This window comes from Duganella rhizosphaerae (assembly GCF_040364205.1).
Taxonomy (GTDB): domain Bacteria; phylum Pseudomonadota; class Gammaproteobacteria; order Burkholderiales; family Burkholderiaceae_D; genus Rugamonas; species Rugamonas rhizosphaerae.
The window spans coordinates 405,031-429,555 of record NZ_BPWK01000003.1 but is presented as its reverse complement, the minus strand read 5'-3'; the positions used below and the strand labels follow the sequence as shown (position 1 = coordinate 429,555).

Sequence of the window (24,525 nt, the reverse complement as noted above, 5' to 3'; positions counted from 1 at the left end):
ATTTATATAACAATCAGAGAGAAAATCATGGGTGATGTGCAAAGCATGCGGGTGAAGATGATGGCGCGGTCGGTGCGCCTGGCCTTGAGCGCGGGCGCCGTGGTCGGCCTGCTGGGCCAGCCGGCGCTGGCGCAGGTGCAGGGGCAGGGGCAGGGACAGGATTCGCCGGCCACTTCGGCCAACCCGGCCGTGCTGCCGAAGGTGGAGATCACCGGCTCGGCGATCCGCCGCATCGAATCGGAAACCGCGCTGCCGGTGCAGGTCATCACCCGCGAGGAGATCGAGAAGGCCGGCGTGACCACCGCCTCGGAGCTGATGGCGCGCGTGTCGGCCAACGTCGGCGGCCTGACCGACGGCGCCAGCATCACCGACGGCCACGACCAGCGCGGCTTCAACAGCGCCAACCTGCGCGGCATCGGCACCTCGTCCACGCTGGTGCTGCTCAACGGCCGCCGCATGGCCAACTTCGCCTCGCCCGGCGACGACACCGGCGTCGACTTGAACAACATCCCGGCCGCCGCCATCCAGCGCGTCGAGGTGCTGCTCGACGGCGCCTCGGCGCTGTACGGCACCGACGCCATCGGCGGCGTGATCAACTTCATCACCCGCAAGGATTTCCAGGGCGTGGAGCTGAACGCCTACGGCAGCAAGACCAAGGAGGGCGGCGCCGGCAAGCGCACCGCCACCTTGACCGCCGGCACCGGTGACTTGAACAAGGATGGCTACAATGTGTTCGCGGTGGTGGACGTGCAGCGCACCGACGCCCTGAGCACCTCGCAGCGCAAGTTCATCGGCAACCTGCAGATCCCCGAGCGCCTGCCGCACCTGCTGTCCGGCTTTACCTCTCCGGCCAACATCCGCCTGACCGGCGCCCAGCGCGACTACCTGAACGACAACGGCTTCACCCTCAACGGCAAGCCGCTGACCAACCGCACCATCAACCTGTCGGTGCCGGGCTGCGCGCCGGCGGCCAATCTGTACCTGCCGGCCGGTATCGGCGGGGTCGACGCCTGCACCTACAACTACATGGGCGACACCGAGTTGTATCCGAAGTCGGACAAGGTCAATTTCCTCAGCCGCGGCGTGCTGCAGCTGAACGCCGACAACCAGCTGTTCGCCGAGATCGCGTTGAGCCGCTCGAAGACCAGCTACGTGGCCTCGACCGCGCGCGTGCGGGCGCCGATCAACTACAAGAAGATACCGGGCCTGGCCAAGTACGACCTGGCGTCGGACGAGGCCAGCGCGGACGACGACGTGGTCGGCGATGTCGAGCTGCGCATCCGCCTCAATGACGCCGGCCGCCGCACCAGCGAATTGACCAGCGAGAGCCAGCGCTTCGTAGTCGGCCTGACCGGCAGCGCCAACGGCTTCGATTACGACATCGGCTTGAACCACAGCGTCAATACCATCAAGGACAAGGACACCCACGGCTATCTGCTGTACGACAAGCTGGTCAAGGGCATCTACGACGGCGTGATCAATCCCTTCGGCCCGTCCAGCGCGGCCGGCGTGGCGCTGCTCGATTCGATCCAGGTCAACGACGACGTGCGCCATGCGCGCGGGGTGATGGATTCGATCGACTTCAAGGTCTCGCACGCGGTCGGCAAGCTGGCCGGGGGCGAGGCGGCGCTGGCGATCGGCGGCGAGGTGCGCCACGAGCGCACCGACTTCACGCCGTCGGCGCTGCTGTTGAGCGATAACATCAACAACGACGCCGCGCCCGAAGGCGGCCGCGCCACCAGCGACAAGCGCACGGTGCAGGCGGTGTACGGCGAGCTGCTGCTGCCGTTCACCAAGCAGTGGGAAGCGCAGCTGTCGGCCCGCTACGACCATTACCAGGTGGTCGGCGGCGCCGCCAGCCCGAAAGTGGGCGTGACCTACATGCCGGCCAAGACCATGCTGTTCCGCGCCTCGGCCGGGCGCGGCTTCCGCGCGCCGTCGATGTCGGACCTGTACCGCCCGACCGTCTACAGCGCCACCGCCACGCTGCCCGATCCGGTCGCCTGCGCGAAGGCGGACAACAGCCTGGCCGACTGCGCCGACAACTGGAACACCCGCCGCTATTCGAACGCGCAGCTCAAGCCAGAGCACAGCCGCCAGTACTCGGTGGGCATGGTGATCGAGCCGTCCAGGCAAGCGACAATGACGCTGGACTACTGGAACATCAAGCGCACCGACCTGATCAGCGAGATCGGCGACGACGTCATCCTGGGCAACCTGGCCAAGTACGGCAACCTGGTGCACCGCGACGCGGACGACGCCATCGACTACATCGAACTGCGCAAGGAAAACCGCGGCGCGCAGCTGGCCACGGGCCTGGACCTGACCTTGGACTACCGTGGCGTGAAGACCTGGGCCGGCAACTTCGGCGGCCATCTGTCGGGCACCTATGTGCTCAACTCGAAGATCCAGAACTCGGTGGGCGATCCCTACCTGAGCAACCTGGGCCGCTTCGTCACCGACGGCGTGGTGCCGCGCTGGCGCCACACCGTCACCTTCGACTGGGACCACGGCCCGTACTCGGCCAGCCTGTCGAACACCTGGTCGAGCGGCTATGAGGACCAGAACTCGGCGATCAACACCGACGACGGCACGGTGGTGGCGGCCAACCATGTGAAGGCCTATTCGCTGTGGGACATGTCGGGCGCCTGGCAGGTCAACAAGGCTTTCAAGCTGCGCGCCGGGGTGCAGAACCTGTTCAACGCCGCGCCGCCGTACTCGAATCAGGCCTTCTTCTTCATCTCGGGCTATGATCCGACCTACACCGATCCGCGCGGCCGGCGCTTCTATGCCAGCGCCAATTACGCCTTCAAGTAATGTAACGTAATGATGCTTTAAGCCGGAATGAGTAATTGATTGGTATCATCTGTATTATCGACGGCGCCGCGCGCGAGCGCGGCGCCGGTTTTCATCGGAAGGGCAACATGAAATTAACAGGTTTTACACTGCGGCGTCTCGTCATGCTATGGCTGCTGGTATTCGCCGGCGCCGGCGTGTGTGCGGCGCAGGGGACCGCCCAGGGAAGCGGATCCGCGCCGGTCGCCAAGGTGACCGTCAAGTCCAGCAAGCCGGCCAAGGCGGTGCCGCCGCCCAAGCCGGTGCTGGCGCCGCCGGCGGGCAACCTGGTCATCATCGGCGGCGGCCTGCGGGCCGACAACGCCGAAGTCTGGCAGCGCATCGTCATGCTGGCCGGCGGCAAGGGCGCGCGCATCGGCGTGTTCGGCTCGGCCTCGATCAATCCCGAGAAGTCGGCCCAGAACACCGTCAACAAACTGAATCAATACGGCGCCCAGGCGTTCTTCATTCCGCTCGGCGTCACGCTGCCCAATAGCGACTACCGCAAGGCGGCCGAAGATCCGGAAGTGGTGGCGGCCATCCACTCGGCCACCGGCATCTACTTCACCGGCGGCGACCAGGCCCGCATCACCAAGGCGCTGGTGCGCCCGGACGGCAAGCACACGGCGGCGCTGGACGCGGTGTGGGACGTGTACCGCGACGGCGGCGTGGTGGCCGGTTCCAGCGCCGGCGCGGCCATCATGAGCACCACCATGTTCTACGACGCCAAGCCGACGCTGGACATGCTCAAGCAGGGCGTCAACGACGGCCATGAAATCGCCTCGGGCCTGGGCTTCATCGGCGACGACGTGTTCGTCGACCAGCACCTGCTGGTGCGCGGCCGCTTCGCCCGCATGATCCCGGTGATGCTGAAGAAGGGCTACCAGATCGGCCTGGGCATCGACGAGAACAGCGCCATGGTGGTCAACGCCAAGCGCGACGTCGAGATCATCGGCTACAGCGGCGCGCTGCTGCTGGACCTGTCGGCGGCGATCACCGACCGCGGCATCAAGGGCTTCAACATCAGCAACGCCACCATCAGCTACCTGGACCGGGGCGACAAGTTCAACCTGGTGTCGCGCGAGTTCACGCCGTCGCCGGACAAGGCCGACAACAAGCTCGATCCCAACCAGCCGGACACGCGCGAGCCGGTGTTCACCAACGACATCCTGGGCAACAACGCGGTGCTGGACCTGATGGTCAACCTGATCGACAACGCCCAGCAGGAGGCCATCGGCATCGCCTTCGGCAATCCGCGCGACGCCTATCCGGACCTGGGCTTCGAATTCCGCTTCAGTAAGACCATCAACAGCGTCGGCTACAGCTCGACCGAGGTCGAGGCCTATTCGGTGCTCAAGCTGCGCATGGATATCCGGCCTATCCAGCTGCAGCAGCCGCTGTACCGCTACCGCTAGCGGCCGGGCGAAATCGGGTATATTGGATGGGATGGCGCCTCTGGCTCCATCCCATTTTTCATTGCGGGGGCGCTTATGCGGATGTCAATCTTGAAGCATTGCTTGCAGGCGGCGCTGATGTTGGCGGCGCCGCTGGGCGGGGCGCTGGCCGCTTCGACGGCCGCGCCGTCCGCTCCCAAGGGCACGCTGGTGATCATCGGCGGCAATCTGCGCCAGGATAACGCCGACGTCTGGCAGCGCATCGTGCAGCTGGCCGGCGGGCCGGGCGCGCGCGTGGCGGTGCTGCCGTCGGCCGCCGCCGATCCGGCGCCGGTGGGGGCGGCCATCGTCGGCTTCCTCAAGCAGTACGGCGCGGACGCCTTCCTGGTGCCGCTGGCCGTCAAGCTGGCCGACAGCGATTTCCGCCAGGCGGCCGACGATCCGGAACTGGCGGCGGCGGTGCGCGGCGCCGGCGGCGTGTTCTTCGTCGGCGGCGACCAGGCCCGCATCACGCAGGCGCTGGTGCGCGAGGACGGCAGCCGCAGCGCGGTGCTGGACGCGGTGTGGGAGCTGTACCGCAACGGCGGCGTGGTGGCGGGCAGCAGCGCCGGCGCGGCCATCATGAGCAGCACCATGTTCTATGCGCCGAACACGGTGTTCGCGACTTTGCGCGGCGGCGTGACCGAGGGCAGGGAGATCGCGCCGGGGCTGGGCTTTATCGGCGACGACGTCTTCGTCGACCAGCACCTGCTGGTGCGCGGCCGCTTCGCGCGCATGATCCCGGCGATGCTGAAGAAGGGCTACAAGTTCGGGCTGGGCATCGACGAGAACACGGCGATGGTGGTCGACAGCCGGCGGCGGGTGGAGATCGTCGGCCACAAGGGCGCGCTGCTGATCGACCTGACGCGCGCCACCACCGATCCGGCCAGCGCCGGCTTCAACGTCTCCAACGCCGTCATCAGCTATCTGGACCGGGGCGACAAGTACGACCTGGGCACGCACACCTTCACGCCGTCCGAGGCCAAGGCGTCCGGCAAGCTGAAGGCGCATGCGGCGGTGCTGCACGAGCCGGTGTTCTCGGCCGATATACTGGGCAGGAACGCGGTGGTCGAGCTGATGGAGAACCTGATGAACAACCGCCGCAGCGAGGCGATCGGCATCGCCACCAGCGGCCGCAATACGCCGCTGCCGGAGCTGGGCTTCCAGTTCACCTTCTCCAAGACGCGCGACAGCGTCGGCTACGCGTCGGCGGCGCCGCAGAGCTATTCGATACTGAACATGCGGCTGGACATCCGGCCGCTCGACATCGGCCAGTCGCTGGTACAGAAAAACTAGCGAGGCCGGGGACGGGGAGTGCCGGCGCGGTGTAAAAACAGGACAAACAAGTAAAATCCAGCTGAAAAAGCGGGAGGTTCCAGTGCACGGAGTGCGGCGGGCACCCCCGTCTCCGCATCCCGCCGGGATTACAATGGCGGTCACCGTACACTGAACCACAGGAGTTCCATGAACCGCTTCGTATCCTTGGCGCTTGCCGCTTTCGCTGCCGTCGCCGCCCTGCCAGCGATGGCCGCCCAACCGGCCACCGTCCGTCTCGACTATCTCCACAGCGGCAACGCGCTCAATGAAAGCTATGCGATGGAGCGCGTGGTGATCGAGCCGCTGCCGTGGGCGGGCGATATGCGCAGCACCATCGACAACACCAATCGCGGCAACAACATGGTCGAGGTGGTGGACGCCAAGACCGGCGAGCTGCTGTACTCGCGCGGCTTTTCCACCATCTTCGCCGAATGGCGCAGCACCGACGAGGCGGCGCACGCCAATCGCGGCTTCCAGGAATCGGTGCGCTTTCCCAAGCCGGACCGCCCGGTGCGCGTGCGCATCCTGAAGCGCGACGACCGCAACGCCTTCTCGGTGGTGTGGACCGCCGATGTCGATACCGATGCGATGGACGTGGTGCGCAAGCAGACGCCTCCCGCATCGATGGCGGCGGCGCCGAAACCGATCGCCATCCGCGTCAACGGCCCGTCGCCGGACAAGGTCGACCTGCTGATCCTGGGCGACGGCTACACCAAGGCCGACATGGCCAAGTTCGAGGCGACCGTGCGCAAGCTGGCCGACCACCTGTTCGCCACCTCGCCGTTCAAGGAGCGCGCCAAGGACTTCAACGTCTGGGCGCTGGCGCTGCCGACCGAGGAATCGGGCGTGTCGCGTCCGTCGACCGGCGTGCACCACGCGTCGCCGCTGGGCACGCGCTACGACATCTTCGGCAGCGAGCGTTACGTGCTCACCACCGATAACCGCGCGCTGCGCGAACTGGCGCAGTACGCGCCTTATGAGTTCATCGAGATTTTGGTGAACAACGAGACCTACGGCGGCGGCGGCATCTTCGGCCAGTTCAGCACCGCGGCGGCCAACAACGACTGGGCCAACTACCTGTTCGTGCACGAATTCGGCCACCACTTCGCCGGCCTGGCCGACGAGTACTACACCTCGCCGGTGGCCTACCAGTCGAACGGCACGCGCCAGGAGCCGTGGGAGCCGAATGCGACCGCGCTGCGCGATCCGGCCAATCTGAAATGGAAGAAGTTCGTCAAGGACGGCACGCCGCTGCCGACGCCATGGGCCAAGGAGGCGTATGAAACCGCGTCGCGCGCCTACCAGAAGGAACGGGCCGCGCTGCGGGCCGCCAACCGGCCGGAGTCGGAGATGAGCGCCTTGTTCCGCAAGGACCTGGAGTCGACCAACGCGCTGTTCTCGAAAGACCCGCACTTCCACACGGTGGGCGCGTTCGAGGGAGCGAACTATGAGGCCAGCGGCTACTACCGGCCGCAGATGCAATGCATCATGTTCGACCGCAGCGAGAAGTTCTGCGCCGTCTGCGCCGACGCCATCGGCGCCATCATCGATTTGTACTCGCGCCCGGGGGCAGGCAAGTAATTTCCGTTAGGTACGCTACCGTACAGAGTGCTTCCTCTCATCGGCCTATTCTGGATACGTGGCAAGAACAAGAACGCATCCAAATAAAACTTTGAGAGGAAACACCATGAACAAAATTATCGCTACCCTGATCGCCGGCCTGTTTGCAACCGCCGCTTACGCACAAACCACCCCGGTTCAGACCCCAGCCGTCGTCAAGGCTGAAAATGAAGCCAACAAGGACGTGGCCAAGGCGCAGCAGAAGGAATTGAAGGCCGACGTCAAGGCCGACAAGAAAGCCGACAAGGCTATCGCCAAAGCCAACAAGACCCATGACACCGGCGCCGCCCACGTCAACGTGGAAAAAGCCAAAGCCAACGAAAAAGTAGCCAAGGCCGATCCTGAAGACAAAGCCAAGGCAGAAGCCAAGGGCGACAAATCGGTCGCCAAGGCTGAAGAAAAAGCCGTCAAAAAAGACGTGAAAGCCGACTCCAAGGCAATCAAGGAAGCTGTTGACGCGACCGCAGACAAAGCCATCGCCGCCAACAAGACCGAAGCCGTCAAAGCCAAATCGGCCGCCGACGTCAAAGCCGCCGCCGCCAAGAACTAATTAGCAGCGCATAAAAAAACCGCCGGCACTGAACGCGATCTTGATCGCGTTCGGGCCGGCGGTTTTTTTCGTCTGCGTGTTCTAGACGATAGGCGTCAGCGAGGTTGGCTTGATCTTGGTCGCCAGCGCCTTGCCTTTGCGGGCGCGCTTGCCGAAGTGGACCGCCAGCGCCGAAGCGGACAGGCGCTCTTCCTGCGCCTTGCCGCCACGGCCGATGCCGGCGACGATCACGCCTTTCTGGCTGATAGGCTTGGCCGCGATCAGGGTTTCCTTGTCGTCCAACTCCATCAGGATCACGCCGCGGCCGCCGTTGGTCAGCACCTTCATCTCGTCCATGCCGAACACCAGCACGCGCGCATTGGCCGACAACACGGCCACCGCGCTGGCGCTGTCGGCGATGACCGCCGGCGGCAGCGGCACGTCGCCGTCTTCCAATGTGATGAAGGCCTTGCCGCCCTTGATGCGGCTGACCATGTCGCCGGCCTTGGCGATGAAGCCGAAACCGGCGCTGGTGGCCAGCAGCAGCTGCGTGCTGCCCGTGCCGGCGAAGTAGTGCTGGATGCGGGCGCCGCTGGCCAGGTCGATCAGGGTGGTGATCGGCACGCCGTCGCCGCGCGCGTTCGGCAGGGCCGCCACCGGCACCGAATAGATCTTGCCGTTGCTGCCGAAGGCCAGCAGGTTGTCCACCGTGCGGCACTCGAAGGCGCCGTACAGCGTGTCGCCGGCCTTGAAGGTGAATTGCGCGGCGTCGTGGCCGATGCCGGTGCGGGCGCGTATCCAGCCTTTTTCCGAAATGATGACGGTGACCGGTTCGTCCACCACCTTCTGTTCGACCACGGCTTTCTGCGCTTCCTCGATCAGGGTGCGGCGGGCGTCGCCATAGGTCTTGGCGTCGGCGTCGATTTCCTTGATGATGGCGCGCTTCATCGACGATGGGTTGTCGAGCAGGTCTTGCAGCAGGCCTTTTTCCTTGCGCAGTTCGGCCAGCTCTTGCTGGATCTTGATCGCTTCCAGGCGGGCCAGTTGGCGCAGGCGGATTTCCAGGATGTCTTCGGCCTGGATCTCCGACAGGCGGAAGCGCTCCATCAGCGCCGCCTTCGGTTCGTCCGAGTTGCGGATGATGTGGATCACTTCATCGATGTTCAGCAGGATGGTCTCGCGGCCCTCCAGGATGTGGATGCGCGCGTCGACCTTGCCCAGCTTGTACTGTGTGCGGCGGGTGACGGTGGCGAAGCGGAACTCGATCCACTCCTGCAGGATGTCGGTCAGGCCCTTCTGGCGCGGACGGCCATCGCCGCCTATCATCACCAGGTTGATCGAGGCCGACGATTCGAGCGAGGTATGCGCCAGCAGCAGCAGCATGAATTCGGTCTGGTCCTGGTTCTTCGACTTCGGCTCGAACACCAGGCGCACCGGCGCGGCGCGGCCCGATTCGTCGCGGATGGTGTCGAGCGAATTGAGGATCAGCGATTTGAGCGCCATCTGTTCCGGCGACAGCGCCTTCTTGCCCATCTTGATCTTCGGGTTGGTCAGCTCTTCGATTTCTTCCAGCACCTTCTGCGACGAGGTGCCCGGCGGCAGTTCGGTGACCACCGCCTGCCACTGGCCGCGCGCCAGTTCTTCGATCTTCCAGCGGGCGCGCACTTTCATGCTGCCGCGGCCGGTGGCGTACATGTCGCTGATCTGCGACGGCGGGGTGATGATCTGGCCGCCGCCCGGGAAGTCCGGGCCGGGGATCATCGCCATCAATTCGCCGTGGCTGATCTTGGGATTGCGGATCATGGCGACGGCCGCTTGCGCCACCTCGGTCAGGTTGTGCGACGGGATTTCCGTCGCCAGGCCGACCGCGATGCCGGAGGCGCCGTTCAGCAGCACCATCGGCAGGCGCGCCGGCAGCAGGCACGGTTCTTCGGTCGAACCGTCGTAGTTGGCCTGGAATTCCACGGTGCCGAGGTTGATCTCGTCGAGCAGCACCTTGGCGATCGGCGTCAATCGGGCTTCGGTGTATCGCATTGCAGCGGCGCCGTCGCCGTCGCGCGAGCCGAAGTTACCCTGGCCGTCGACCAGCGGGTAGCGCAGCGAGAAGTCCTGCGCCATGCGCACCATGGCGTCGTACACCGACTGGTCGCCGTGCGGGTGCAATTTACCCAGCACGTCGCCGACCACGGTGGCGGACTTGCGCGGCTTGGCGGTGCTGTTCAGGCCCATTTCGTTCATCGCGTACAGGATGCGGCGCTGCACCGGCTTCTGGCCGTCGCACACGTCCGGCAGCGCGCGGCCCTTGACCACCGAGATGGCGTAGTCGAGGTAGGCGCGTTCGGCGAAGGTGGACAGGGTCAGCGTGTCGCCGCCGTCGCCGTCATCGCCGCCGCCCAGCGGGCCGTCGTTGCCGCCGTTGCCGCCACCGTTGCCATCGTTGCCGCCGTTGTCGCCGCCGGTGCCGCCAGCGCCGCCGTCCAGCGGATTGTCGGTTTCGCCGGCGCTCGCCTGCGCGGACGCAGGCGAGTACTCGGCCAAGGGCGCAGGTGCTGCAGGTTGAGCCACCGCCGCCGCTTCCGGCGCCGGTTCGTCAAAGAGATTTGCTTGATGAGTCATAGTCGGTCAGTCTTTAGATATCTGCTTCGGCTTCGTTGCCGTGTTCTTCGATCCAGGCGCGGCGCGCGGCCGCTTCTCCTTTGCCCATCAGCATATTGAAGCGCGCCGACGATTCGCCGTGCGCGTAGGCGCCCAGCGACACCGGCAGCAGGCGGCGGGTGTCGGGGTTCATCGTGGTTTCCCACAGCTGTTCGGCGTTCATCTCGCCCAGGCCTTTGAAGCGCGAGATCGACCAGGCGCCTTCCTTCAGGCCGTCCTTGCGCAGCTTGTCCTCGATCGCCACCAGTTCGCCGGCGTCGAGCGCGTACAGCTTCTGGATCGGCTTTTTGCCGCGCGCCGGCGCGTCGACGCGGTACAGCGGCGGACGGGCGATGCAGATATTCCCATTGGCGATCAGGCCGGGGAAGTGCTTGAAGAACAGCGTCAATAACAGGACCTGGATGTGCGAGCCGTCGACGTCCGCATCGGACAGGATGCAGATCTTGCCGTAGCGCAGGCCGGACAGGTCCGGCATGGTGTCGGCGCTGTGCGGGTCGACGCCGATCGCCACCGAGATGTCATGGATCTCGTTGTTGGCGAACAGGCGGTCACGGTCGGTCTCCCAGGAGTTGAGCACCTTGCCGCGCAGCGGCAGGATGGCCTGGAATTCCTTGTCGCGGCCCATCTTGGCCGAGCCGCCCGCCGAGTCGCCCTCGACCAGGAACAGTTCGGTGCGGGCGACGTCGGTCGATTCGCAGTCGGTCAGCTTGCCCGGCAAAACGGCCACGCCCGACGATTTCTTCTTCTCGACCTTTTGCAGCGAACGCAGACGCGATTGCGCCTGCTTGATGACCAGTTCGGCCAGCTTCTTGCCGTAGTCGACGTGGTGATTCAGCCACAGCTCCAGCGCCGGCTTCGAATAGGTCGAGACCAGGCGCACGGCGTCGCGCGAATTGAGGCGTTCCTTGATCTGGCCCTGGAACTGCGGGTCCAGCACCTTGGCCGACAGCACGAACGAGACGCGCGCGAACACGTCTTCCGGCAGCAGCTTGACGCCTTTCGGCAGCAGCGAGTGCATCTCGACGAAGTTCTTCACCGCGCCGTACAAGCCGTCGCGCAGGCCCGATTCGTGGGTGCCGCCGTTGGGCGTGGGGATCAGGTTGACGTAGGATTCGCGCACCACGGCGCCTTGCTCGGTCCACGCCACCACCCAGGCCGCGCCTTCGCCCTCGGCGAAGCCTTCGGCGTCCGGGCCGGCGAACTGCGCGCCTTCGAACAGCGGGATCAGCGTCTCGCCGTCGGTGGCCTGGGCCAGCGCCTCGGTCAGGTAGCCGCGCAGGCCGTCGTTGTACTGCCAGACCTGCGATTCGCCGGTCTTGGCGTTGGTCAGCGTGACGGTCACGCCCGGCAGCAGCACGGCCTTGGAGCGCAACAGGCGCTGCAACTCGGTCTGCGAGATGGCGGGGGAGTCGAAATACTTGGCGTCCGGCCAGGCGGTGACGCGGGTGCCGGACTTCTTGCCGTCGCGCGGCGCGACCACGGAGGACAGCGGCTCGACCACGTCGCCGTGCTCGAAGGCCAGCTTGTGCAGGCCGGTGCCGTCGGGCTCCTTGCGCCAGACGGTGATCTCCAGGCGCTTGGACAGCGCGTTGGTGACCGACACGCCGACGCCGTGCAAACCGCCGGAAAACGCGTAGGCGCCGCCCGAACCCTTGTCGAACTTGCCGCCCGCGTGCAGGCGGGTGAACACGATTTCCACCGTCGGCACGCCCTCTTCGGGGTGCAGGCCGACCGGAATGCCGCGGCCGTCGTCTTCGACGGTGATGCTGCCGTCGGCGTTCTGCGTGACGATAATGTTTTTGCAATGTCCGCCCAACGCCTCGTCCGAGGCATTGTCGATCACCTCCTGGATGATGTGCAGCGGATTCTCGGTGCGGGTGTACATACCCGGGCGTTGCTTGACGGGTTCCAGGCCCTTGAGGACCCGGATGGATGCTTCGCTGTAGTCGGAAACTGGTTTTTTAGTGGCCATACGTGATCAAGCTTGTAATTTCGATACTGGGTTTATGTACAGTTTTATGCGGACGTTTGCGTATTCTATCCTCAACCGGGCGTAATCGCGGCAAAAAAACGGCGCGGGCCAATTTATACACGATGTTTACAACCCCGGCCCGCCTTTTTAGACCGTTTTTACGGCGCCGTCGATAAGCTGTTTTGTATCGCAACGATCAATCCAGGGGTTCGATATGCAAGCTTTCTTCCATACCAAGGCGGCCCAGCGCCGCTCGATCTGGGCCGCCAGCCATCGCCCGGCCGCGCCGGCCTGCGTGATGCAGCTGACCGTGGACACCGCCGCCGTCACGACGCTGCGCCAGATGGTGATGCGCATTTGCGGCGAAGGACTGCAGTTTATGCGGATCGAAGCCTGCGAGCACGGCGCCCGCATGAAAGTGTGGCTGTGCGTGGGCGCCGCCCTGGTGGCGCGCGTGATGGAGGCGGTGATGCAGTCGTTGCCCGGCGCCGAATTCGGCCGCTTCACGGTGCGGGGCGGGGCATGATCGCCGGCCCCGGCGCGGTGGTGCTGGTCGATGCCGAGGGCCGCGACAGCGCCGAGAGCCACGCCGCGCTGGCCGCCGCGCGGCTGGCGCTGGTGCCCTTGACGCCGGAACAGGCCGACCTGTCGACCCGCTACCAGCTGATCGCCCGCTTGAATGCCGCGCGCATGTTCAATCCCGGATTGCACGTGCATTTTGTGCTGGTGGGCGAGGCCACGGACGCCGAGCGCGCCGCGGTGTGCGCCTATGTGGCGCAGGTGATGTCGGCCACGCTGGCCAGCACCGTCATCCACGGCCGGGCGCCGGCCGATGTGGCCTCCCTGTGCCGCGAAGTTTTTACCGTTTAATTTGACTTAACCACTGAAGGAAAGACCGCAACATGAAAAAAATCATACTCGCCGCAGCCATCGCCGCTGCTTTCGCCGGCACGCAGGCTTACGCCGAGGATGCCGCGCCGGCCGCCAAGCCGGACAACGAAACCAGCTTCAATGCGGCGGTGATCAGCGACTACCGCTATCGCGGCATCTCGCAGACCCGCCTGAAACCGGCGCTGCAGGGCGGCTTCGACTACACCAACAACCCGACCGGCTTCTACGCCGGCACCTGGCTGTCGACCATCAAATGGACCAAGGACGCCGGCGGCAGCGGCGACATCGAGTGGGATATCTACGCCGGCAAACGCGGCCAGGTGACGGCCGACGTGTCCTACGACGTGGGCGTGCTGACCTACGTCTATCCGTCGAACGACCTGTCGCACGTCAGCGGCTTCGCCAACGCCAACACCACCGAGGTGTATGGCCAGCTGGGTTATGGCCCGGCTTATATCAAGTATTCGCACTCGGTGACGAATCTGTTTGGTTTTGTCGACAGCAAGAACAGCGGCTATGTGGACCTGGGCGCCAACATCGAGGCGGGCGAGGGTTACACGGTCAACCTGCACGCCGGCCACCAGAACGTCAAGCATAACGGCGCGGCCAGCTATAGCGACTGGAAAATCGGCGTCACCAAGGACTTCGGCGTGGTGACCGGCGCGCTGGCCGTGATCGGCACCAACGCCGACAAGACTGCCTACGCGTCGCCAGCCAACGGCAAGTTCCTGGGCAAAACCGCATTGCAGCTGATGATCAGCAAAGTGTTCTGATCGGGCTCGCGCCGGTCATCAAAGGGGCGGCGCCTTGCGCGCGCCCCTTAGCGGCATTTAGCATTCGGCACGGCATTTTTAGTAAGTGTTAGCGCGCTGTAGTAAAGGTCAGTAGTGGTTAGCAGCGCTTAGTAAAAACCGATTTTAGGGAGCCCCCATCATGCCTGGGTATAGCCTCCAATTCCCGATCCGCGTACCCGACGATGTGCTGGTCGAGTTGGGCGAATTCACCGGCCATTTCTGGTCGGATTCCCTGCGCCTGGAGCCCTTCGTTATCGAGGCAATCCGTTTGCACGGGGAGGGCACGCAGGCGGACAGCCAGCGTTCAGTGGCACCAGAGCGGATACCGCACGACATGCAGCCACCGCCAAGCCCTAAAGCAGCCAATCGAGCGGCAGGTGCTGAGCGTGTTCGCGCCTCGCAGCTGCCGACGGTTCGCCCAGCCAGCGCACGAGCAGCGCTGCAAGGCAATGGCATTCAGCACAAGTTCGGCGCTGGAAGAAGCGCCCGCCGCAGGAAGCGCCGTGCGGCGAAACATATTCCCGAAAATCCGTGAACAGCCTGTTCTTTCAGCTGTACGCCCGGCTGGCGCCGCTGCGGAATACTTCGCTGTAGAGGTGGCGGACTTCCGGGGCGCACAGCACATAGGCCGTCTTGCGGCAGTCCAGTTCCAGCTCGCTGTGGTGGGAGTGGTAGGTGCCGCGCTGGTCGAGTTCCAGCGTGTCGGCCAGGCGCGCGCCGGGGATTTGCGCGACGAACACCAGCAGGCATCCGGTCTGGTGGGGCGTCAGCGGCCTGCTGCCGTGGGCCACGGTCACCAGCACGCGGGCGCCGGGATTGCGTTCCTGCGCCCGTCGCAGGCGGCCGAGCAAACCGGCGTGGCGGCCTTGCTCGATCTCGGCCGGACGCACCAGTGCGACGATCACGGCCGCGCGGGCCAGCGCCGCGTCGGCGTCGCGGTGGGAGGCGTCGATCACCAGGTCGTCGTACAGCTGCGGATCGTAGGCGCCGGGGTTGGGGCTGACCAGCAGCACCCGGCTGCCGGCCGCCACCCGCAGCATCGCCAGGTCTTCGGCGAGGTCGGAGACGGTGGCGTTGCCGTCCATGCCAGTGAGGGCGACGATCATATGGCCTCCGCCGAGGTGTAGACGGGAATATCGTCGAGCGCCTCCAGCATCGTCGCGATGCGCGCCCTGCAGCCGTTGGTGGCCGGCGTCATGGGCAGGCGCAGCTCGTCGCGCACCAGGCCTTGCATTGCCAGCGCGGCCTTCAGCGGAGCCGGGTTGGGTTCCGAGAACATCAGCTGGATCAAGGGCTGCAGCCTGGCGAACAGCTCGCGCGCCTCGGGCAGGCGCTGTTCGTCCACCAGTTCATACAGCTGCACGAACAGGTCGACGCGGATGTGGGCCGAGGCCGAGATGGCGCCGTGGCCGCCGCTGCACAAGGCGGACAGCAGCAGCGCGTCATCGCCGCACAGCACCGACAGCGGCGTATGTTCCACCAGGTCGGTGATCTGGCGCAGCCGGCCGCCGGCTTCCTTGATGGCGGCGAACTGCGGCCGCTCGGCCAGCCGGGTGGCGGTCGCCAGCTCCAGGTTGACGCCGGTGCGCGCCGGCACGTTGTACAGCACGATGGGGCGTCCGGTCGAGGCGGCGATGGTCTCGAAGTGCCGCACCAGGCCTTCCTGCGACGGCCGCACATAGGCCGGGGTCGACACCAGATAGCCTGCCAGGTCCATGTCGTCGAACTGCAGCACGCGGCTGGCGGCGGCGTAGGTGTCGCTGCCGCCTATGCCCATCAGCACCGGGCAGCGCTTGTGCGCCACTTCCAGCACGGCGGCCAGCGCCGCGCCTTGTTCGGCCAGGTCCAGCTGCGGCGCCTCGCCGGTGGTGCCGCACACCACCAGGCCGTGCGCGCCTTGGGCGATCAGGCCGGCCGCCAAGTGCTGTAAACGGGGTAAATCGATTTCACCATGATGCATGGGGGTAACCAGCGGCACCCAGATGCCTTGCAGTAGGGAGGTAAGCATATTTTCTTCAGGTAGTTGCGACAGAAAAAGCGTATTCCTGCCCCCGTAAAAATGTTCTAAATAGTCGGGCCGCGCCCGTAAATAAACCGTAAATGCTGGCGATTTTTACATCTTGTTTACACCCCGTCCCCAAGTCTTTACACAATCTTTAGACCCTTCCCGCTAACCTTTCGAGTATCAAAAACAAGACCTGTGAGGGGTGTGATGGACATAGTATTTATCGGCGCAATGGTGGTCTTTTTTGCCGTGACCGTGGCGTTCGCCATCGGCTGCGACAAGCTGGGAGGTAAGCAATGAACACCTTTTACCTGATTGGGGCCTTGGCTGCGGCCGGCCTGCTGGTCTACCTGGTGGTGGCCTTGCTGAAAGCGGAGGACCTGTGATGACTACGCAATCCATCATCCTGCTGGTGGTGTTCCTGGTGGCGCTGCTGGCGCTGTCCTACCCGCTGGGCATGCTGCTGGCCCGCGTCGGCGACGGCAGCGCCGCAGTTAGCCCGATGCGTGGTTTCGGCTGGCTGGGCAAGATCGAATCGCTGCTGTACCGCGCCGCCGGCATCGCCGGCAAGGACGGCAAGGCCGAAGGCCAGAACTGGAAGGCCTACGCCATCGCGCTGCTGCTGTTTAACGGCCTGGGCGCGCTGGTCACCTACGGACTGCAACGGGTGCAGCTGTACCTGCCGCTCAATCCACAGGGCCTGGCCAACGTCAGCGCGGATTCGTCGTTCAACACCGCCGTCAGCTTCGTCGCCAACACCAACTGGCAGGGCTACGGCGGCGAATCGACCATGAGCTACCTGACCCAGATGCTGGTGCTGGCCGGCCAGAACTTCTTCTCGGCCGCCACCGGCATCGCTGTGGCCTATGCGCTGATCCGCGGCTTCTCGTCGCGCTCGGCCAAATCGATCGGCAACTTCTGGGTCGACGTCACCCGCTCCACGCTGTACGTGCTGCTGCCGCTGTCGTTCATCTTCGCCGTGTTCCTGGTGGGCCAGGGCGCGATCCAGAACTTCTCGGCTTACAAGGACGTGGCCCTGATGGATCCGGTCACCTACACCCAGCCGAAGGTCGGCGCCGACGGCCAGCCGCTGAAGGACGCCAAGGGCGAGCCGGTCACCGAAACGCTGACCACCTCGACCCAGAGCATCGCCATGGGTCCGGTCGCCTCGCAGGAAGCGATCAAGATGCTGGGCACCAACGGTGGCGGCTTCTTCAACGCCAACTCGGCCCACCCGTACGAGAATCCGACCGCGCTGACCAACTTCGCGCAGATGCTGGCCATCTTCCTGATCCCGGCCGGCCTGTGCTTCGCCTTCGGCCGCATGGTCGGCGATAAGCGCCAGGGCTGGGCCGTGCTGGCCGCCATGACGCTGCTGTTCGTGGCGTGCACCGTCACGGTGATGGGCGCCGAGCAGCAAGCCCACCCCGCGCTGCAGGCGATGGGCGTCGACCAGTCGATGAACGCGCTGCAACCGGGCGGCAATATGGAAGGCAAGGAAGCGCGCTTCGGCATCAGCGCCACCACGCTGTTCGCGGCGGTGACCACGGCCGCCTCGTGCGGCGCCGTCAACGCCTGGCACGATTCCTTCATGCCGATCGGCGGCATGATCCCGATGCTGCTGATGCAGTTCGGCGAAGTGATCTTCGGCGGCGTCGGCTCCGGCCTGTACGGCATGCTGATCTTCGCCATCATGGCGGTGTTCATCGCCGGCCTGATGATAGGCCGCACGCCGGAATACCTGGGTAAGAAGATCCAGTCGTATGAAATGAAGATGACCTCGATCGCCATCCTGGTCACGCCGACCCTGGTGCTGGCCGGCACCGCCGTCGCCGTCATGTGCGACGCCGGCAAGGCGGGCATCCTCAACCCCGGCGCGCACGGCTTCTCGGAGATCCTGTACGCGTTCAGCTCGGCCGCCAACAACAACGGCAGCGCCTTTGGTGGCCTGTCGGCCAACACGCCGTTCTACAACACCATGCTGGCCGTCGCCATGTGGTTCGGCCGCTTTGGCGTGATCGTGCCGATCCTGGCGATCGCCGGTTCGCTGGCCGGCAAGCAGCGCCTGGAAGCCAATTCCGGCACCCTGCCGACTCACGGCCCGATCTTCATCGGCCTGTTGATCGGCGTGGTCGCCTTGGTCGGCGTGCTCAATTACGTTCCGGCGCTGGCGCTCGGCCCTGTGGTCGAACACCTGCAGCTGTTTGCCAAATAAGGAATCACCATGTCACAAGCTACTCAAAAAGAGATGACGTTGTTTACCAATCCTCCAGCGCAAAAGCTCAAGCTGTTCGACTCCGAGCTGCTGGTGCCGGCCATCGTCGATTCGTTCAAGAAGCTGAGCCCGCGCGTGCAGCTGCGCAGCCCGGTCATGTTCGTGGTCTACGTCGGCAGCATCATCACCACGCTGCTGTATGTCCAGGCGCTGTACGGCCAGGGCGAGGCGGCGCCCGGCTTCATCCTCGCCACCAGCATCTGGCTGTGGTTCACGGTGTTGTTCGCCAACTTCGCCGAAGCGCTGGCCGAGGGCCGCAGCAAGGCGCAGGCGGCCTCGCTGCGCAGCCTGAAGCAGTCGGTCACTGCCAAGAAGCTGGCCTCGCCCAAGCACGGCACCACCTGGCTGCCGCAGTCGGCCGCCGACCTGCGCAAGGGTAACTACGTGCTGGTCGAAGCGGGCGACGTGATCCCCATCGACGGCGAAGTGATCGAAGGCGTGGCCTCGGTCGACGAGAGCGCCATCACCGGCGAATCGGCGCCGGTGATCCGCGAATCGGGCGGCGACTTTTCCAGCGTCACGGGCGGCACGCGCGTGCTGTCGGACTGGCTGGTGGTCAAAGTCACCGCCAATCCGGGCGAGACCTTCCTCGACCGCATGATCTCGATGGTCGAAGGCGCCAAGCGCCAGAAGACCCCGAACGAAATCGCCCTGACCATCCTGCTGGTGGCGCTGACCATCGTGTTCCTGGTGGTGACCGTGACCCTGCTGCCGTTCTCGCTGTTCTCGGTGGAGGCGGCCAAGGCTGCGGGTCTGGCAAGTTCGCCGATCAGCATCACGGTGCTGATCGCGCTGCTGGTGTGCCTGATCCCGACCACCATCGGCGGCCTGCTGTCGGCCATCGGCGTGGCCGGCATGAGCCGCATGATGCAGGCCAACGTGATCGCCACCTCCGGCCGCGCGGTGGAGGCGGCCGGCGACGTCGACGTGCTGCTGCTCGATAAAACCGGCACCATCACGCTGGGCAACCGCCAGGCCTCGGCCTTCATGCCGGCGCCGGGCGTGACCGAACAGCAGCTGGCCGACGTCGCGCAACTGGCCTCGCTGGCCGACGAAACGCCGGAAGGCCGCAGCATCGTGGTGCTGGCCAAGCAGAAGTTCAACATCCGCGAGCGCGAGATGGCGGCGCTGAACGCGCTGTTCGTGCCGTTCACCGCGCAGACCCGCATGAGCGGCGTCGACCTCGGCGATCCTGGTGCGGTGCGTGCGGTGCGCAAGGGCGCGGCCGACACCGTCAAGCAGTACGTGGAAGCCATGGGCCAGCCGTATCCGGCCGAAGTGGCGCGCGCCGTCGACGACGTGGCGCGCCGCGGCAGCACGCCGCTGGTGGTGGTCGACGCCGGCCGGGTGATGGGCGTGGTCGAGCTCAAGGACATCGTCAAGGGCGGCATCAAGGAGCGTTTCGCCGAGCTGCGCCGCATGGGCATCAAGACCGTGATGATCACCGGCGACAACAAGCTGACCGCCGCCGCCATCGCCGCCGAGGCGGGCGTGGACGACTTCCTGGCCGAGGCCACGCCGGAGGACAAGCTCAAGCTGATCCGCAGCTACCAGTCCGAAGGCCGGCTGGTGGCCATGACCGGCGACGGCACCAACGACGCGCCGGCGCTGGCCCAGGCCGACGTGGCCGTGGCGATGAACTCCGGCACCCAGGCCGCGAAAGAGGCCGGCAACATGGTCGATCTCGATTCGAACCCGACCAAGCTGCTCGAGATCGTCGAGATCGGCAAGCAGATGCTGATGACGCGCGGCTCGCTGACCACCTTTTCGATCGCCAACGACGTCGCCAAGTACTTCGCCATCATTCCGGCGGCGTTCGTGGGCACCTTCCCGGCGTTGAAGGCGCTCGACGTCATGCGCCTGAGCAGCCCGAACTCGGCCATCATGTCGGCCGTGATCTTCAACGCGCTGATCATCGTGTTCCTGATCCCGCTGGCCCTGAAGGGCGTGCGCTACCGCGCCATCGGCGCCGCCGCGCTGCTGCGCCGTAACATCTGGGTGTACGGCGTGGGCGGCCTGGTGCTGCCGTTCGTCGGCATCAAACTGATCGACATGGTGCTGGCCATGTTCCACCTCGTGTAATCGTACGGAGAGCAATCATGACATCCCAAATTCGTCCCGCGCTGGTGCTGTTCGGCGCCCTGACCGTGATCTGCGGCGTGCTGTACCCGCTGGCCGTGACCGGCGTCGGCAACGTCGCCTTCCCGGCCCAGGCCGGCGGCAGCATCATCGAAGTGAACGGCAAGGCGATCGGCTCCTCGCTGATCGGCCAGTCCTTCTCTTCGCCCAAGTACTTCTGGGGCCGGCCATCGGCCACCGGCCCGATGCCCAACAACGCCGCCAACTCCGGCGGCAGCAACCTCGGCCCGACCAACCCGGCCCAGAACGACGCCGTCAAGGGCCGCATCGACGCCCTCAGGGCGGCCGAGCCGCAAGGCCAGCCCAACCCTCTGGCGATCCCGGTCGACCTGGTCACGGCCTCGGCCAGCGGCGTCGATCCCGAGCTCAGCGTGGCCGGCGCCCGCTACCAGGTGGCGCGCGTCGCCGCCGTGCGCAAGCTGGATCCGGCCAGGGTGCAAGCCCTGGTCGACGCCCAGCGCCGGCCGCAGTACCTGGGCTTTTTCGGCGAGCCGCGCGTGAATGTGCTGGCGCTGAATCTGGCGCTGGACGCGGAAAGTGCGCATACTCGCTAAATCAGCGTTTTAAGCGATTAATTTAGCGACACTTCATGTTCCCCAACGATAAAGAACGCCCCGATCCGGACGCCTTGCTGGCCCAGGTGCAAGCGCTGGACCGCAAGGCCGCGCGCGGCAAGCTGCGCATCTACTTCGGCGCCTCGGCCGGCGTGGGCAAGACCTACGCCATGCTGGCGGCAGCCCGCAAGCTGCAGGCCGACGGCCAGCCGGTGCTGGTCGGCGTGATCGAAACCCATGGCCGCAGCGAAACCGCGGCCATGCTGGAGGGACTGGACCTGCTGCCGCTCAAGCAGGTGGCCTATCGCGGCAAGCAGATTGCCGAGTTCGACCTCGACGGCGCGCTGGCGCGCCGGCCGCCGCTGATCCTGATGGACGAGCTGGCGCATTCGAACGCGCCCGGTTCGCGCCATCCCAAGCGCTGGCAGGACGTCGAGGAACTGCTCGACGCCGGCATCGACGTGCTCACCACCGTCAACGTGCAACACCTGGAAAGCCTGAACGACGTGGTCGGCGGCATCACTGGCATCCGCGTCGCCGAAACCGTGCCCGACACCGTGTTTGACCAGGCCGACGAGGTGGTGCTGGTCGACATCCCTGCCGACGAGCTGCTGGCCCGCCTCAAGAGCGGCAAGGTCTACCAGGAACAGCAGGCCGAGCGCGCCTCCAGGAATTTTTTCCGCAAGGGCAACCTGATCGCGTTGCGCGAGCTGGCGCTGCGCCGCACCGCCGACCGCATCGAGGACGACGTGCGCGCCTACCGGGTCGAGCAGTCGATCGGCGACATCTGGAAGACCGGCGCCGCGCTGCTGGCCTGCGTCGGCCCGCGTCCGGGCGGCGAGCACACGGTGCGCAGCACCGCGCGCCTGGCCAGCCAGCTGGGCACCGGCTGGCACGCGATCTATGTCGAGACGCCGTCGCTGCAGCGGCTGCCGGCCGCCCAGCGCGAACAGATACTCAAGACCCTGAAGCTGGCCGAAGACCTGGGCGCGACCACCGCCGTGGTGTCCGGCCACGACATCGCGCAGGCCGCGGTCGACTATGCGCGCAGCCACAACCTGTCGAAGATCGTGCTGGGGCGCGCCCACCCGAGCTGGCCGTGGCGCGCGCCGCACATCAAGCGGCTGGCGCGCTATGCGCCCGACATCGACCTGGTGGAGATCGGCGCGCCCAGCAGGGAGGCGGCGCCGGCCGCGCGCGGCGCCCATGCCGCCAACCCCGCCGACGGCGGCCCGGACGGCGAGCCGGACCCGGAGCTGACGCGCAAGCGCGTGCTCGGCTACGTGGCCGCCAGCGCCGCCAGCGTCGCCACCGCACTGCTGGCCACGCCCTTGCTGGCCTACCTCGACCTGGCCAACATCGCCATGCTGTTCCTGCTGGTGGTGGTGCTGGTGGCGGTGCGCTTCGGGCGCGGGCCGTCGGTGCTGGCCACCTGCGTCAGCGTGGCCTGTTTCGATTTCTTCTTCGTGCCGCCGCGCTTCACCTTCGCGGTGTCGGACTTCCAGTATTTGATCACCTTCGTCGTCATGCTGGCGGTGGGCCTGATCACCGGCCACCTGACGGCCGACCTGCGCTTCCAGGCGCGCGTGGCCTCGCACCGCGAGAAGCGCTCGCGCGCGCTGTACGAGTTCGCCCGCGAGCTGTCGGGCGCGCTGCAGACCGAACAGATTTTCGAGACCACCCAGGGTTTCATCCAGCGCGCCTTCCGCGCCCGCGCCACCTTGCTGGTGCCGGACGACGCCGGCCGCCTGCTGCCTCCGCCGCCGGCGGCGCCCGGCGGGGCCGACGGCGACGCCCGCGCCCACCGCACGGTGCTCGACATCGGCATCGCCCAATGGGCCTTCGACCGCGCCGAGAGCGCCGGCCTGGGCACCGACACGCTGCCGGCCAGCCGCATCTTCTACCTGCCGCTGGTGGCGCCGATGCGCACCCGCGGCGTGCTGGCGATCGAGCCAGAGCAGCGGCGCTGGATCCTGATCCCGGAACAGCGCCAGCAGCTCGACACCTTCGCCGCGCTGGCCGCGATCGCGCTGGAGCGGGTGCACTACATCGAGGTGGCGCAGAACGCGCTGGTCAACATGGAATCGGAACGCCTGCGCAACTCGCTGCTGGCGGCCTTGTCGCACGACCTGCGCACGCCGTTGACGTCGCTGGTGGGCCTGTCGGAAACGCTGGCCGGCTCCAGGCCGGCGCTGGCGCCGGCCCAGCTGGAGGTGGCGTCGCTGCTGCACGACGAAGCGCTGCGCATGAGCGCCCTGGTGTCCAACCTGCTCGACATGGCGCGCATCCAGAGCGGCGAAGTCAGGTTCAACCTGCAATGGCAGCCGCTGGAGGAGGTGGTCGGCAGCGCGCTGCGCGCCAGCGCCTCGCTGCTGCAAGGGCACGCGGTGCGCACCCGGCTGCAGCCCGACCTGCCGTTGCTCAGCTATGACGCCGTGCTGATCGAGCGGGTGCTGTGCAACCTGCTGGAGAACGCCGCCAAGTACACGCCGCCCGGTTCGCGCATCGAGATCGCCGCCGCGCTGCGCGGGGCCTGGATCGACGTCATGGTCTATGATGACGGACCGGGCCTGCCGCACGGGCGCGAGGAAGCAGTGTTTGAAAAATTCACCCGCGGCGAGCGCGAATCGGCCAAGCCGGGCGTGGGACTGGGGCTGGCGATCTGCCGCGCCATCGTCGACGCGCACGGCGGCCGCATCCACGCCGCGCCGTCGCCGCTGGGCGGCGCGGCCTTCGTCATGACGCTGCCGCTGGGCACCCCGCCGGCCATGCCGGAACCGGAAACCGAAGGACACTGATGATGACGACCGATAGCGCCCCCACCGCCTTGCTGGTGGAAGACGAACCGCAGATCCGCCGCTTCGTGCGCAGCGCGCTGGAAGAGGAGGGCTGGCAGGTGCACGAGGCGGCCACGCTGCAGCGCGGCCTGATCGACGCCGGCACCCGCAAGCCCGACCTGGTGGTGCTCGACCTCGGCCTGCCCGACGGCGACGGTATCGACTTCATGACCGACCTGCGCAAGTGGTCCAGCGTGCCGGTGATCGTGCTGTCGGCGCGCGTCAACGAGGCCGACAAGATCCGCGCGCTGGACGCCGGCGCCGACGACTACCTGACCAAGCCGTTCGGCGTGGGCGAGCTGCTGGCGCGGGTGCGCGCCACGCTGCGCCGCCAGCGCCAGCCGGCCGCCGACCACGCCGGCGTGATCCAGTTCGGCGACGTCGCGGTGGACTTGCAGAACCGCCGCGTCACGCGCGGCGGCGAGCATGTGCACTTGACGCCGACCGAATACCGGCTGCTGGCCGTCCTGGTCGGCAACGCCGGGCGCGTGATGAGCAACCCGCAGCTGCTGCGCGCCGTGTGGGGCCCGTCGCAGTCGGAGAACGGCCACTACCTGCGCATCTACATGGGCCACCTGCGCCACAAGCTGGAGGCCGACCCCACCCAGCCGCGCTACCTGCTGACCGAGACGGCGGTCGGCTACCGGCTGCAACTGCCGGCCTGACGGC

At 66.2% G+C, this 24,525-nt stretch carries 19 protein-coding genes; 15 read left to right on the top strand and 4 right to left on the bottom strand.

Going from position 1 to position 24,525, the window contains the following annotated elements:
- The first annotated feature begins 27 nt into the window (after window positions 1–27).
- The 5 genes from RUGAMON1_RS09195 (at window position 28) to RUGAMON1_RS09175 (ending at window position 7,755) form a co-directional block, all read left to right on the top strand.
- Window positions 28–2,817, top strand: coding sequence for a TonB-dependent receptor (locus tag RUGAMON1_RS09195; protein WP_445230215.1), 2,790 nt, complete (start codon window positions 28–30; stop codon window positions 2,815–2,817).
- A gap of 143 nt (window positions 2,818–2,960) precedes the next feature.
- Window positions 2,961–4,250 (top strand): cyanophycinase, encoded by a 1,290-nt coding sequence (locus RUGAMON1_RS09190; RefSeq protein ID WP_445230214.1) that lies wholly within the window; start codon window positions 2,961–2,963, stop codon window positions 4,248–4,250.
- Between the two features lie 81 nt (window positions 4,251–4,331).
- Entirely contained in the window at window positions 4,332–5,564 is a 1,233-nt protein-coding gene (locus RUGAMON1_RS09185; RefSeq protein ID WP_445230213.1) for a cyanophycinase, read from the top strand.
- Between the two features lie 168 nt (window positions 5,565–5,732).
- Window positions 5,733–7,166, top strand: coding sequence for an IgA Peptidase M64 (locus RUGAMON1_RS09180; RefSeq protein ID WP_445230212.1), 1,434 nt, complete (start codon window positions 5,733–5,735; stop codon window positions 7,164–7,166).
- Between the two features lie 106 nt (window positions 7,167–7,272).
- Window positions 7,273–7,755, top strand: a complete 483-nt coding sequence (locus RUGAMON1_RS09175; protein WP_445230211.1) for a hypothetical protein — start codon at window positions 7,273–7,275, stop codon at window positions 7,753–7,755.
- Between the two features lie 81 nt (window positions 7,756–7,836).
- On the opposite strand, the gene parC is transcribed toward RUGAMON1_RS09175, so the two are convergent.
- Complete coding sequence (parC, locus tag RUGAMON1_RS09170) at window positions 7,837–10,350, bottom strand: DNA topoisomerase IV subunit A (protein ID WP_445230210.1); 2,514 nt, start codon at window positions 10,348–10,350, stop codon at window positions 7,837–7,839.
- Window positions 10,351–10,363: 13 nt separating this feature from the next.
- Complete coding sequence (locus tag RUGAMON1_RS09165; protein ID WP_332852927.1) at window positions 10,364–12,361, bottom strand: DNA topoisomerase IV subunit B; 1,998 nt, start codon at window positions 12,359–12,361, stop codon at window positions 10,364–10,366.
- A 214-nt stretch (window positions 12,362–12,575) separates the two neighbouring features.
- Here RUGAMON1_RS09165 and RUGAMON1_RS09160 point away from each other — a divergent pair, with 214 nt between their 5' ends.
- The 4 genes from RUGAMON1_RS09160 (at window position 12,576) to RUGAMON1_RS09145 (ending at window position 14,581) form a co-directional block, all read left to right on the top strand.
- Window positions 12,576–12,887, top strand: coding sequence for a hypothetical protein (locus RUGAMON1_RS09160; RefSeq protein ID WP_445230209.1), 312 nt, complete (start codon window positions 12,576–12,578; stop codon window positions 12,885–12,887).
- On the top strand, window positions 12,884–13,231 hold the full coding sequence (locus RUGAMON1_RS09155) for a hypothetical protein (protein WP_445230208.1): 348 nt from the start codon (window positions 12,884–12,886) through the stop codon (window positions 13,229–13,231). Before RUGAMON1_RS09160 ends, RUGAMON1_RS09155 begins: the two co-directional genes overlap by 4 nt.
- Window positions 13,232–13,263: 32 nt before the next feature.
- On the top strand, window positions 13,264–14,025 hold the full coding sequence (locus tag RUGAMON1_RS09150) for a TorF family putative porin (RefSeq protein WP_445230207.1): 762 nt from the start codon (window positions 13,264–13,266) through the stop codon (window positions 14,023–14,025).
- Between the two features lie 160 nt (window positions 14,026–14,185).
- Window positions 14,186–14,581: a hypothetical protein gene (locus tag RUGAMON1_RS09145; protein ID WP_445230206.1), complete on the top strand. Its 396-nt coding sequence runs from the start codon at window positions 14,186–14,188 to the stop codon at window positions 14,579–14,581.
- Between the two features lie 13 nt (window positions 14,582–14,594).
- Here the strand turns inward: RUGAMON1_RS09145 and RUGAMON1_RS09140 are convergent, their stop codons facing one another.
- Both RUGAMON1_RS09140 and dapA read right to left on the bottom strand, forming a co-directional pair.
- Window positions 14,595–15,152, bottom strand: a complete 558-nt coding sequence (locus tag RUGAMON1_RS09140; RefSeq protein WP_445230205.1) for a hypothetical protein — start codon at window positions 15,150–15,152, stop codon at window positions 14,595–14,597.
- Window positions 15,149–16,054 (bottom strand): 4-hydroxy-tetrahydrodipicolinate synthase, encoded by a 906-nt coding sequence (dapA, locus tag RUGAMON1_RS09135; RefSeq protein WP_445230204.1) that lies wholly within the window; start codon window positions 16,052–16,054, stop codon window positions 15,149–15,151. The genes RUGAMON1_RS09140 and dapA overlap by 4 nt, the downstream gene beginning before the upstream one ends.
- Before the next feature lie 293 nt (window positions 16,055–16,347).
- Between dapA and RUGAMON1_RS09130 the strand changes: the two genes are divergently transcribed.
- Genes RUGAMON1_RS09130 through kdpE form a run of 6 tightly spaced genes read left to right on the top strand, consistent with a single transcriptional unit; the run spans window position 16,348 to window position 24,521 of the window.
- Entirely contained in the window at window positions 16,348–16,437 is a 90-nt protein-coding gene (locus tag RUGAMON1_RS09130) for a potassium-transporting ATPase subunit F (RefSeq protein WP_020701117.1), read from the top strand.
- The gene (gene kdpA / locus RUGAMON1_RS09125) at window positions 16,437–18,266 is read left to right on the top strand and encodes a potassium-transporting ATPase subunit KdpA (protein WP_445230203.1); all 1,830 of its coding nucleotides are present in this window, start codon (window positions 16,437–16,439) and stop codon (window positions 18,264–18,266) included. The genes RUGAMON1_RS09130 and kdpA overlap by 1 nt, the downstream gene beginning before the upstream one ends.
- A gap of 9 nt (window positions 18,267–18,275) precedes the next feature.
- Window positions 18,276–20,408 carry a potassium-transporting ATPase subunit KdpB gene (kdpB, locus tag RUGAMON1_RS09120; protein WP_445230202.1) on the top strand — a complete coding sequence of 711 codons (2,133 nt, stop codon included), beginning with the start codon at window positions 18,276–18,278 and terminating at the stop codon, window positions 20,406–20,408.
- Between the two features lie 17 nt (window positions 20,409–20,425).
- Entirely contained in the window at window positions 20,426–21,019 is a 594-nt protein-coding gene (kdpC, locus tag RUGAMON1_RS09115; RefSeq protein WP_445230201.1) for a potassium-transporting ATPase subunit KdpC, read from the top strand.
- A 35-nt stretch (window positions 21,020–21,054) separates the two neighbouring features.
- Window positions 21,055–23,817, top strand: coding sequence for a two-component system sensor histidine kinase KdpD (kdpD, locus tag RUGAMON1_RS09110; RefSeq protein WP_445230200.1), 2,763 nt, complete (start codon window positions 21,055–21,057; stop codon window positions 23,815–23,817).
- Window positions 23,817–24,521 carry a two-component system response regulator KdpE gene (gene kdpE / locus RUGAMON1_RS09105; protein WP_445230199.1) on the top strand — a complete coding sequence of 235 codons (705 nt, stop codon included), beginning with the start codon at window positions 23,817–23,819 and terminating at the stop codon, window positions 24,519–24,521. Before kdpD ends, kdpE begins: the two co-directional genes overlap by 1 nt.
- The last annotated feature ends 4 nt before the right edge of the window (window positions 24,522–24,525 follow it).